At 58.2% G+C, this 12,242-nt stretch carries 9 protein-coding genes; 3 read left to right on the top strand and 6 right to left on the bottom strand.

Features of this window, described 5'->3' with window-relative positions; translation table 11 throughout:
- Positions 1–873, top strand: a complete 873-nt coding sequence (locus ACRZ95_RS16430; protein WP_170680143.1) for an NAD(P)-dependent oxidoreductase — start codon at positions 1–3, stop codon at positions 871–873.
- Between the two features lie 104 nt (positions 874–977).
- Here ACRZ95_RS16430 and ACRZ95_RS16425 read toward each other — a convergent pair whose 3' ends face one another.
- The 6 genes from ACRZ95_RS16425 to ACRZ95_RS16400 all read right to left on the bottom strand — a co-directional run bounded on the left by ACRZ95_RS16425 (position 978) and on the right by ACRZ95_RS16400 (position 8,038).
- On the bottom strand, positions 978–2,123 hold the full coding sequence (locus tag ACRZ95_RS16425; RefSeq protein WP_170680145.1) for an ABC transporter permease: 1,146 nt from the start codon (positions 2,121–2,123) through the stop codon (positions 978–980).
- Positions 2,120–3,046 (bottom strand): ABC transporter ATP-binding protein, encoded by a 927-nt coding sequence (locus ACRZ95_RS16420; protein ID WP_170680147.1) that lies wholly within the window; start codon positions 3,044–3,046, stop codon positions 2,120–2,122. The genes ACRZ95_RS16425 and ACRZ95_RS16420 overlap by 4 nt, the downstream gene beginning before the upstream one ends.
- Complete coding sequence (locus tag ACRZ95_RS16415; RefSeq protein WP_480555236.1) at positions 3,043–4,005, bottom strand: HlyD family secretion protein; 963 nt, start codon at positions 4,003–4,005, stop codon at positions 3,043–3,045. The genes ACRZ95_RS16420 and ACRZ95_RS16415 overlap by 4 nt, the downstream gene beginning before the upstream one ends.
- Positions 4,006–4,469: 464 nt before the next feature.
- The gene (locus tag ACRZ95_RS16410) at positions 4,470–5,531 is read right to left on the bottom strand and encodes a glycosyltransferase family 4 protein (protein WP_170680149.1); all 1,062 of its coding nucleotides are present in this window, start codon (positions 5,529–5,531) and stop codon (positions 4,470–4,472) included.
- Positions 5,532–5,784: 253 nt separating this feature from the next.
- Positions 5,785–6,912, bottom strand: coding sequence for a Hint domain-containing protein (locus tag ACRZ95_RS16405; protein WP_480555234.1), 1,128 nt, complete (start codon positions 6,910–6,912; stop codon positions 5,785–5,787).
- 214 nt (positions 6,913–7,126) lie between these two features.
- Positions 7,127–8,038: a LysR substrate-binding domain-containing protein gene (locus ACRZ95_RS16400; protein WP_170661448.1), complete on the bottom strand. Its 912-nt coding sequence runs from the start codon at positions 8,036–8,038 to the stop codon at positions 7,127–7,129.
- A 90-nt stretch (positions 8,039–8,128) separates the two neighbouring features.
- Here ACRZ95_RS16400 and ACRZ95_RS16395 point away from each other — a divergent pair, with 90 nt between their 5' ends.
- Together ACRZ95_RS16395 and ACRZ95_RS16390 are read left to right on the top strand one after the other, a co-directional pair.
- Entirely contained in the window at positions 8,129–9,649 is a 1,521-nt protein-coding gene (locus ACRZ95_RS16395) for a trimethylamine methyltransferase family protein (RefSeq protein ID WP_480555232.1), read from the top strand.
- Between the two features lie 119 nt (positions 9,650–9,768).
- The gene (locus ACRZ95_RS16390) at positions 9,769–12,237 is read left to right on the top strand and encodes an FAD-dependent oxidoreductase (RefSeq protein ID WP_170680155.1); all 2,469 of its coding nucleotides are present in this window, start codon (positions 9,769–9,771) and stop codon (positions 12,235–12,237) included.
- Positions 12,238–12,242: the final 5 nt, after the last annotated feature.

The following is a 12,242-nucleotide window of genomic DNA, read 5'->3' as shown; positions in this document are numbered from 1 at the left end:
ATGGCTAAACTTGCTTTTCTTGGCTTGGGAGTGATGGGCTATCCGATGGCCGGCCACTTGCAGGCTGCAGGCCACGACGTGACGGTTTTCAACCGGACGGCAGCCAAAGCCGAAGCCTGGGTTGCCGAACATGGTGGCTCAATGGCCGCAACCCCGCGAAAGGCGGCCGAGGGGGCAGAATTTGTCATGACCTGTGTGGGGAATGACGATGACCTGCGCAGCGTTTGCACGGGGGCAGACGGAGCGTTCTCGGGGATGTCGCAAAGCACTACGCTCGTGGACCACACGACCGTTTCGGCGAAAGTCACACGCGAGTTGTATGCGGCGGCGAAGGATCAGGGCTTGGGCTTTGTAGACGCGCCGATTTCGGGCGGTCAGGCTGGGGCCGAAAACGGTGTCCTTTCGATCATGTGCGGCGGGGATCAGTCTGTTTACGACGCGGCCGAGCCAATCATGCAGGTCTATTCGAAGATCTGCCGTAGGATTGGCGAAAGCGGTGCGGGTCAGATGACAAAGATGAGCAACCAGATTGCGATCGCCGGTCTGGTTCAGGGCTTGAGCGAGGCCCTGCACTTTGCCGAGAAAGCCGGTCTGGACGGGCGCGCGGTCGTCGAGGTTATCAGCCAGGGCGCAGCCGGAAGCTGGCAGATGGCCAACAGGTACGAGACGATGCTGGACGACCACTTTGACCACGGGTTTGCCGTGGACTGGATGCGCAAAGATCTGGGGATTTGTCTTGATACTGCAAATGAAACAGGGGCAAGCCTTCCGGTGACTGCGCTGGTCGATCAGTTTTACAAAGATGTTCAGAAACTCGGCGGCGGCCGCTGGGATACCTCGTCTTTGCTAAAAAGGCTTCGGGCTCTGGATTGAACAACACGCCTGCGATTTCGAGGCCTCTCGGCAGAGCGCTTGCAAAGCAAACCGAGGTAGGGTGGCGATTCGCCTGACACGCAGTCCAAGCGCCAGATGGTTCGCTAGCCCAGGCGCTTCTTGAACCTCAATGTTGCTGCCAGCAATCCGAAAATGGCAAAGCCGATCATCCACAGGATCTCCGAGCGCAGATCATAAAGCGAGGCGTCGCGCAGAACCACGCCTCGGATCATTTCCATAAAATGCGTGGCTGGCAGCACCTGTGCGATGATCTGTACCGGTTGAGGCATGCCGTCGAACGGGAACATGAACCCGGACATCAGGATGGACGGCAGCAGGATAAAGAGGGTCATCTGCATCGACTGAAGCTGGTTCTGGGCCAGCGTGGAAATCACCAGCCCCAGCGAAAGGCTGGCAATGATGAACAGCAGCGTCACCACCAGCAATGTGCCCAGCCCTCCGTTAATTGGGACGTCAAACAGAAGATGCCCAAGCCCCAGAATGATCGCGACCTGGATCAGGCCCAGAAAGATGTAGGGGATGATCTTGCCCAGCATCAATTCGATCGACTTGATCGGTGTGTTGATCAGCATCTCCATATTCCCGCGTTCGCGCTCCCGAACGATCGCGGCGGAGGTGAACAGGATCATCGTCATCGTCAAGATCACCCCCACAAGACCTGGCACGATATTGACTGCGGATCGCTGTTCAGGGTTGAAATACAGTGTCACTTCAAATGTCGGAACCTGCCGGTTAGCAGGCAGCCTTAGCAGTTCGGTCAAGGGCATTGTCCGCAGGGATTTGATTGCGCTTGCCACCATGGTGTCCGAGCCATCGACGATCCAATGCGCAACAGGTCGACTACTGGTTTGATCTGTTGAATTGGGCAAGCCAAGCCCAACAGACGGGCTGCGGGCAAGGCGCTGGCTAACGTCCGGAGGGATGATTAGCGCGGCCCGCACGCGGGATTGCGTGATCGCGCGCTCGGCCTCTTGTGGGGTTGTCAGTTGCTCGGTGACTGTCACGACCTGCGTGGCCTGAACCATCTGCGTCAACATGCGGGACAGCTCGGTTTGGGATTGATCAACAACAGCCACAGGCACGTGGCGCAGGTTGGTGTTGATCGCATATCCGAACAATAATAGCTGGATCAGCGGGATCATGATGACCATGGCGAAGGTCATCCTGTCCCGCCGCAGTTGCAACAGTTCTTTCCTGAGGACGGCTGCGATCCGGCGGGCCGAGATCATGGGTCTTCCCCCCGCGTAGCGCTGACAAAGACGTCCTCAAGATTTGGCCTCTGGGGTGTCAGAGACAGATCAGAGAACCCCTCAAGCTGGGCGCGCAGCATGTCCACCGGCTGAGGTTCGGACTTGTCCACCAGAACCCGCAAGCGAGAGCCGACCTGAGCGGTCGACAATATCTTTGGCGTGCCGTCCAGCTCATGTTTGACCCTACGCAGATCCGGGCCTTCGACCTCCACAACGTCGGCTTGAAGATCATTCATAAGCTGGCGCGGTGATCCGTCCGCTTTCTTGACACCATGCTGGAGGATGGCCAGGCGGTGGCAGCGCTCGGCCTCATCCATGAAGTGGGTAGAAACGATCATGGTCGCACCCTGATCGACCAGATCGAACAATTGCTCCCAGAACGTGCGGCGTGTTTCGGGATCAACGGCCGAGGTCGGCTCGTCCAGAAACAGCAGTTTAGGCCGGTGCAGGATCGTGGCCGCAAGGGCCAGCTTTTGCCGCTGACCTCCGCTCATGCTGCCGCTGAGTTGATTTACGTTGGTCGTCAGGTCGTATGTGTGTAGCAGCTCGTCGATCCGATCTTTCGCTGCTTTTGCAGGGATACCGTAGATTTCCGCCGCGAACCTGAGGTTTTCCAGCACGGTCAGGTCGCGGTAGTAGGAGAAGATCTGGGTCATGTACCCGATCTCATTCTTGAGCGGTTCTGCCGCTTCGGGCATGGATCGACCCAGAACCGAGATGGATCCGCTGGTCGGCGTCAGTAGCCCGGTCAGCATACGCATGGTCGTTGTCTTGCCGCAGCCGTTAGGGCCAAGAAACCCGTAGATCTGGCCTGTTCTGATCTCAAGATCCAGATCGTTGACGGCGGTGTTTGTTCCGAATTGCCGGGTCAGGCCGCGTGTCGACACAACGACATCTGTCATGGCATGGGAACCTGCACTGGAACGCCGGCAGGCAGGTCCGGCGACGCGGTGGGCAGATCAATTTCGGCTAGATAGACAAGCCGCGTCCGGTCATCTTGGTTCAAACCATAGTAAGGGGTGAAGGACGCGTCGTCGCTGATCCACCGGACCACGCCGTCCAGCGGGGCATCCAGCCCATCGACATTCACCTCCAACGTATCGCCGGGTTTCAGTTTCACGCGATGCGGTTCGGGTACATAGACGCGGGCATAGGGTGTCTGCCCCGTGACCAGAACGGCCACGGGGCTGCCGGTCGTCACCCGTTCACCAAGGTTCCAAGGCAACGAGTCCAAGACGCCGTCGCGTGTTGCGACAACGGTCAGATCCTCCAATACGGTCTGTTCCGCGTCAACCGACGCTTCGGCTGCGCGGACGTTGGCTTCGGCGACGGCGAGATCTTCGGGGCGGGTGCCGTTCTGAAGCTCTTTCAACGTTTCCTGAGCACCGACCAATTCGGCACGCGCAGAGTCCCGCAAGGCCAGATCATTTGCGACCTGCGCCTCGGTCACGACCGAGTTTTCAACCAAACGGGCATTGCGTTCATAGATTGCTTCAGCATCGGCCAATCGCGCGGTAGCCCCGGCGACCTTGGCTTGGGCAATTGCGATCTCTTCCTCGCGCGGCCCGACCTGCAGCTTCAAAAGGGTGGCTTTTGCTTTTTCCAGTTCCGCCTGAGCCAGGTTTAGCTTTGCGGTCTGCAATGTGGGATCAAGTTGAACCAGCGTATCTCCGGCCATGACGACCGAGCCTTCGGCAACTGGCAAATCGACGATGATTTCGCTGGCCGTCGCAGTCAATGCGACGCGGTCGCGTGCCAGAACACCTAGGGCCACGCTCGTATCCGAGGCAGAGCATCGGTCCAGAACCGCAGGCAGCATTGCCGCCAATATCAAGGGTATGGGGATCGACAAATTCAGCACGGGGTCCCTCCGGGTGTTAACCTCTGGTCGCGTTGGACGGTTTGTTGAACCATACAATCATGAAATCGGAATTGTATATGTTGTCTAGCCTTTCGCGAAGACCGCACCGATCATGCGATGCGTTGTGCCGGTTTCAAACCTTAAGCTTGTCCTGACACACCATTTACCTGCCATGCCTTCGGCAGTGTAGGATCAATGGGGTTCTCAAAAGCATCAAAAGTCAAAACGCGCGCTGTCATAGCGGGCGAAAAGAACATCGCAGTCATCAGACTCCTGACGAATGGGTCTGGGGAAATCCAGAATTTCAAACCCGTTCTTACCCATGAAAGAGACGAGCTCTGAGAACCTGTATCCACCCACACAACGCCGTTTTACATTCGCTTCGGCCAACACAAAGATAGCTCTTTTTGCGCGAGATCTACCCTCAGCCCGCACAGTTGGCGAAGGATCAGACGAGGTATCGATCATGTCATGGGCCGGTCTGGTTGGTGTTCAAGAAGGATGTTCATCAGCTTGTGGCTTATCACCTCGGGCGAGTGCATTTGCGCATGGTTCAAACAGGCCTGTCGCAGCCTCTGATACTCTGAGGTTTCCATCTGCAGCGATCGGATCATGGCGCGGATCAACCCTCGGTGCAAGCTTGGGTCATAGAGTGTTGTCTCATGCAGTTCCGGCGGCGTGATTTCCTTCATTTCGCGCAGGGCAGGGCCGATGATCGGTAATCCGAAACTTATGGCCAGTGAAACAGTGCCCGAGCTGAACAGCTCGGAATAGGGGGCTAGAAAGAAATGCGCGTTCGAGAAGATTTCGGGGATCTCTTCATCCGGGATACGGTCGGTTCTGAGCGAAATGTTCTTATTCCAGCCTAGGCGCCTCAGCAACCGTCTTTGGCTGCCGAAAGCCTTGCCGTACATGTTCAGACTATAGTCATAGTCCCGCTTTGTCAGCTTAGCGGCGGCGTCCCGGATGCGCTCTGCCCCTTTTTCTCCTCGAAACATTCCGAAGAACAAAAACGTGGTTGGTTTGCGATCCGGCATAGGGCGCGCCAGCGTGATGTCTTGCGGCTCGTACGACCCGAGGTAGCTTGGATGGGAAATCACATGAATACGGCTCGGGTCCGCCCCGTATTCCGAGATCATGTGATCGCGGGCATGGGGGGCGTGAACGTGGATGGCGTCGGGCCGTTTGACCAGTGATTGGCGGGCTTGGCGAAAACCGTCAAGGCTGATCACTTTGTGCGGGCGGGCGTTGTGAATGGTCCAGACCAACCGACCGCCCTGCGCGCGGTAGCTGTCAATCGACAGTTCCGCCTTGTGCAAAAGGTCCGTGTTGTTTTGCGCATCTGCGTCACGACCAAAGATCCGGTCATCCCAATGTAGATGGGTTACTGGGTGTTTGGCCGCATCCAAATTCAGAAGTGCGCCTTTGCCGCCGCCGACAAACTCGACCCTGTCCGTCGCGCAGCGATACATCAGATTGCGCTGATAGGGGTTTCCGTCGGCGGTCGGAATGTTGAGGACTTGCATAGGATTTCCGCCGTTCACAAGGACCTGCCGATTTCGTCTTGGGCGGGCGTGGCGTGATTCATTCTGGGGTTCGGCGAAACTGTCACTTGGCTCATATCTGCCCAGATCAAAGGGTCTGTTATCGATTGCATCCAACGAGATTGGCTGCTCGGCGTATGCAGGCTTGCTTGATGATGGGGGTGATAGCAACCCTTTTCTGCCAGCAACCTCGGTTCGGACCAAGCGCAAGGTTGCAGGGGGCAGGGGTCCCTGCTCAGTTATGGGCAGCCTGACCGTCGAACAGGGGTTTGCGGTTCCCACGGTGACGCTCGACAAGCTTCGAAATCCACTTGCCCTTTCCAGGCACCAACCTTGCCGTCAGCGGTCGAAAATCGATCGCCGCGCATTCCGGGAACAGCTCTTTGATCTCTTGCCTCGCTTCGGGCGAGATGGCCTGCATGGTCAGCGGCCCTAGAAAGAGGCTTTCCGTGGGCGTGCCGTTGGACCAGATGATCTCATGCTTATCGAACAGGATGTGGTGATACCGAACTCCACCAGACAGGTCGTCCAAAACATCGACACCGCTCAACGGCAGCAGTTTCTTCGCGGGCAGCAGGATATCCTTACAGTCAAACATCCGTTTGGCGATGGCTGAGGAAACCAAAATCCGGTGCTGAGGCGACACGATCAGATCGCGCTGCGGATAGCCAGGACCCAGCGCATTCGCCCTGATCACAATGGGTTTGAGGTGCGTTTTGTCCTCAAGTTGGTTTTGGCTCAGGCCACGAGAGCCAATCCAGCAAACCGGCCGCAGCCCGTTGTCATACGTCAGGACCTGATCGCCGACCTTCAGGTCCTCGACGCGAACAAGCCCCTCTGATGTTTCGATCAGTGTTCCTGATGCAAAACAGGGCACATCCTCGAATTCACCGCTCGCATTGGTCGGGCCAGTCACGACCTGATCGATTTCGATGGTGTTGTCACCATCCTCGTTCCAAGCTGCCGCGATTGCGTCGGTGTTGACGGTTAGGCCGTTGAACAATTCCAGCGGAACAAGGGCGCCATCGTTGGACTTCACGCCGAACAGGGCGATGGTCCCGTCCGGGTTCACCTCGAGCCGGACAACAGGATCAGTGTCCGAGTTTTGCAGTTGCCAAACGGCGGGCGTATTCACCTCGTATCGATCACCATCGGCAAATCGCACGGTTTGACCGGAGGTCCCGCTAATCTGGAACTGTAGCTCATTGGGTGCTCCGGCGGGGCCGCCGACAAAAAGATCAACACCGTTGATCTGCACGCTGAAGCTGTTGTCGAGCAGCCTGAAGTCGATGACAAACCCCCCGCCGGGGGTTGTGTCCGTAAATGTGGTAGATGCGCCGCCGACGATGCTGAAATCTGGCATTCAAGTCTCGTTTCAACCTGTAACCTGTTTTCCTTCCGTAGACGCGTAAACCCTTGCTTCTTCAAGACAGAAATTCGTTCATTTTGTGAAAAATTCGCCCCTGACGTCAGGTCCATTTGTTTTGGTTTTGCCCTAGACTGACGTGGGAATCCGCGGGCAGCGTCCTGACGCATATTTGGGGCGAGAGCGCGCGCCTCTCGATGGCGTGTCGTGCTCAGGCAGCCTCGTCCAGAGTGCGCAAAATCCAATCTCTTACCTTTCGCGCATCATCGGACAGAGGGGTTTTCTTGGACCAGACCAAATAGAACCCTTTGCCGGTCGTCCATTGCCAATCGGATCGGGCAGCCAGCAGACCCTGATCGACAAGACGGTCGGTCAGGTGTTTCCAGCCGAAGGCAAAGCCCTCACCGGCCATCGCCGCCTGCAGGACAAGCGCATAGTCATTCAATCGCAACCCCGTGTTCGGAACCGCTGTCCTGATCGAGAAATTGGCGAACCAATCGCTCCAACTCGGACGCTGACGAATGGGTTCTTCCAGATGAATGAGGCGTTGGGACAGGAGATTGGGCAGGCTTCTCAGATCAACTGCGGCGGCCATGACGCGGGGCGAGGCGACAGGATAGATCGCCTCGGGCGCGATCAGGGCGCTTTCGCAATCCGCCCAGTTTCCATCCCCCAGACGCACCGCCAGGCTGATGTTTTCCGCGTCGATATCCGGTTCCCGGTCACTGGATTGCAGGCGCAAGTCGATTTTCGGATGCTGGCTTTGCAGATCGACCAGTCGCGGCATGATCCAATAGTTGTTGAAGGCTGTCGATGCGCTGAGGGTGACGTAGCCCGCCTGTTTGGTCTGCTGAATGGACTCAACCGACAGGGCCAATTGCTCGAACGCGCGCGAGACATCCGCCAGCAGTCGCTCGCCGGCTCCGGTCAGGACGACCTGACGGTGACCGCGGGTGAACAGAGGTGTTCCCAGGCCTTCTTCCAGCCTGCGAATGGCAACGCTGACGGCGGGTTGTTGCACGTTCAGCTCCTGCGCGGCGCGGGTAAAGGACTGAAGGCGGGCGGCGGCCTCGAATACGACCAGATTACGAGGGGATCCAAGCTGTTTCCAGAGTTCTAGCATAATCTGTGTTTATGCTAAGCATTCAAATTTTCAAGCGTCACATGCGTTTTCTTGGCAGTTAATATGCACCCAAAAAATGGAGTGCTATTAATGGCTCGGCGCGCACGTCAATCCCGTTCCCGCGGTTCCGAGGCTGGTTCTGTCCCGGCCTCCCCTTATATCCAACGAAAGTTGGCGTTCTTTGACCCCCTGAACGAGGAAGATCTGGCCCGCCTTGAGGCTCAGGTCGACTGGATTTTCCAGGATGTGGGAATCGCCTTCCGCGACGACCCCGAAGCGCTGGAGCTGTGGCGCCGTGAAGGGGCGCGGGTCGAAGGCGATATCGTACGGGCCGACGCGCAATGGATTCGCAGCCTGTGTGCCAAGGCGCCCAAAAGCTTCAAACAAGTCGCACGCAACCCCGAGCGTTCGGTGGTCATAGGTGACGGAAATCAGGTTTTCGCGCCGGTCTACGGCGCACCTTTCGTGCGTGATCTGGAAGGCGGTCGCCGCTACGGCGATATCGAGGCGTTCGAAAAGCTGGTGAAACTGACTTACCTGCATCCGAACCTGCACCATGGCGGTTTCGTGACCTGCGAACCCTGCGACGTGCCGGTCAGCAAGCGTCACCTCGACATGATGTTGGCGCATATGACCCTCAGTGACAAACCGCATCTGGGTGCCATCACCGAGATGAGCCGCGCGCAAGACAGTGTCGACATGGCCGAGATCATCTTCGGCGCGGATTTCATGGAAGACAATTGCGTCATTATGGGCAACGTGAACACGAATTCTCCATTGCTGGTCGACCGCGTTGTCACCGAAGCGGCACGGGTCTATTCGACGCGCGGACAAGGCATGATCGTGGTTCCGTTCATCTTGTCCGGCGCAATGGGTCCGGTCAGCACCGCCGCCAGCGTCGCACAGGCCATGGCCGAGGCGATGATGGTCTGTGCCTACGTCCAACTTCTGCGCCCCGGCGCGCCCTTTGTTCTGGGCAACTTCCTGTCGTCCATGTCGCTGAAATCCGGTGCACCGACCTTTGGTATGCCGGAACCTGTGATTTCGAACTACGCCATCGGCCAACTGGCCCGCCGTGCCGGTCTGCCGCTGCGCTGCGGTGGCTCTTTGACGGCCTCCAAGATCGAAGACGCGCAGGCCGCCTATGAATCGGCGGATTCGATGCATTCGACCATGCTGGCCGGTGCAAACTTCGTTCTGCACTCGGCCGGTTGGCTCGACGGTGGCCTGTGTACCGGTTTTGAAAAGCTAATCATGGATGCAGACCGTCTTGGCTCATACCAAAAAGTCCTCAGTCAAGGGCTGGACACCAGTGACGACGCCTTCGCCCGTGACGCCTATGACGAGGTCGACGCAGGCGGTCACTTCCTCGGCTGCGCCCACACCATGCGCAACTACCAGACTGCATTCTACGAACCCAAGCTCAGCGACAGCGAAAACGTCGAAAGCTGGGAAGAGGGCGGCTCCAAGGACATGCGCCGCCGCGCCTATGAGCGCTGGAACCAGATGCTGAGCGAATACCAACCCCCCGCAATGGACGAGGCCAAGAAAGACGAACTGGCCGCCTATGTGGCCAAACGCAAAGAAGAGATCCCGGACGCCTGGTACTAAAACCGGGATCCCTTCATCTGGCCAGAAATACCTTCAGGGGTGAATTGAGCCGCAGGCTCAAGAGGGGGCAGACAGCCCCCTTTCCCCATCACCACAAGAAAACGACACAGGAAATTCCCATGCCTGAGATTCAAAAAGACGAAACCACGTCTGGTAAAAAGCTGCCCTCCCACGCCAAGGTCGTTGTCATTGGCGGCGGCGTCGTCGGCTGTTCGATCCTCTTCCACCTGGCCAAGTTCGGTTGGAAAGACGTTGTCTTGCTGGAGCGTGACGAGTTGACATCCGGATCCAGCTGGCACGCGGCGGGTCAGATCCACACGATCAGTTCGGATCCCAACATCTCGCGCCTGCAGAGCTATACCATCGATCTCTATAAAGAGATTGAGGAAACCTCGGGCCACTCGGTCGGCATGCATATCACCGGCGGTTTCTACGCGGCGTCGACCAAGGAGTGGTACGACTACCTCAAGCGTGAACGCTCGAAAGCGCGCTACATGGGCCTGCATCAGGAATTCATCAGCCCGCAGGAACTGGCCGAGCGTCACCCGCTGATCGACCCCAAACACTATCACGCCGCCCTCTGGGACGAGCAGGATGGCGATGTCGATCCCTCGGGCGCAACTTACGCCTTCGCCAAATCCGCCCGTCACCACGGCGCGCAGTATTTCACCCATTGCGGTGTAACCTCGATGAGCCAGCGCCCCGATGGAAGCTGGGATTTGACCACCCCCAAAGGCGTCATAAACGCCGAGCAGGTTGTGAACTGCGGCGGCCTCTGGGCGCGCGAAGTGGGCCATATGTCGGGCATCCATCTGCCGGTACAGCCGATGGAGCACCACTATCTGATCACCGACGCGATCCCGATGATCAAGGACCGCATGGAGAGCATGGGCGAAGCCGGTCGTTTACCCGCGGGCATCGACTATGAGGCCAACATCTATTTCCGTCAGGAACGCCACGGCATGCTTCTGGGCACCTATGAGCCGAAATCGACCCCGTGGAAGGTCGATGGCACACCATGGGATTTCGGCCACGAGTTGCTGCAACCCGATCTCGACCGTATCGCCGACCGTCTAGAAATGTCGTTCGAGCGTATCCCCGCCATTGGCGAATCCGGTATCAAGGACACCATCAACGGCCCGTTCACCTTCGGCCCCGATGGCAACCCGATGATCGGTCCGGTTCCGGGCATGAAGAACTACTGGGTCGCCGTGGGCGTCATGGCAGGCTTCTGTCAGGGCGGCGGCGTTGGTCTGACCATGGCCGAATGGATGATCGACGGCGAGCCCTCGATCGACGTCTGGGCGATGGACGTGGCGCGCTTTGGCGAGTTCGCAACGCCGGACTGGGGCACCATCAAGTCCTCGGAAAACTACGAGCGTCGTTTCGTGATGACCTTCCCGAACGAAACGCTGCCCAAAGGCCGGATGCAGAAAACCACCGCGCTCTATGACCGTCTGGTCGAAAAAGGCGCCGTGATGGGGCAAGGCTTTGGTCTGGAAAACGCTCTGTGGTTTGCCGACAGTGCCGAAGACGCGCATGAAACGCCGACTTTCGAGCGGAACCGCAGCCACGACTATGTCGCGCGCGAAGTCAAAGCCGTGCAAGAGGCCGTGGGCGGTATCGAAATTGCCAACTTTGCCAAGCACGAGTTCAAGGGCGCTGGCGCGCGTGAATATCTGAACCGCACTCTGGCCGGCTACGTCCCGAAACCGGGCCGTCTGGCGCTGACCCCAATGCTGACCGAAAAAGGCCGCCTGTACGGAGACCTGACCGTGGCATGCCTGGGTGACGATCACTTCATGCTGTTCGGTTCCGGCACGATGCAGGACGCACACAGCCGTTGGTTCGAAAAGGACCTGCCTGCGGATGTGAGCTATGCGAATGTCTCGGATGACTGGCATGGGATCGCTCTGTCGGGTCCCAAGTCGCGCGAACTGCTGGCCCTTATCACCCGCGACGACGTCAGCGCCGATGCGCTGAAGTTCCGCGATCTACGCCAGACCTTCGTGGGCGGCGTGCCGGTGATCCTGAACCGTATCTCGTTCTCGGGCGAGCTGGGCTTTGAGATCTACTGCAAGCCGATGTACCTGCTGCGTCTGGCCGAGGCGATCGAAGAGGCCGGGGCCGATCTGGGTTATTGCTGGTACGGCGCGCGCGCGCTGATGTCGCTGCGTCTTGAAAAAGGCTGGGGCGTCTGGACCACCGATTTCCGTCCTGATTTCAACGCGGTCGAATCCGGCATGGATGTCTTCATCAACTGGAAGAAAGACTTTGTCGGCAAGGAAGCGACGCTGAAGTTCAAGGAAGATGGCGTTGCCCGCAAGCTGGTCACCATGACCATCGACGTGGACGGCATCGACGTCTCGAATGACGAAGCGATCCTGAAAGATGGCGAAGCGGTTGGTTATGTCTCGTCCGGCGGCTATGGCCACCGCGTCGGCAAGTCGATGGCGATGGGCTATGTCGCAACCGAGAGTGCCGCTCCGGGAACCAGGCTTCAGGTCGAAATCCTGGGCGCGTTCTACGATGCGGAAGTTCTGGGCGCGCCCGCCTATGACGCCAACGGCGCCAATATGCGGACGTAAGAAAG

This window comes from Ruegeria sp. AI3 (assembly GCF_056541245.1).
The sequence above is the reverse complement of the archived record's forward strand: the minus strand, read 5'-3'. Positions and strand labels throughout refer to the sequence as shown.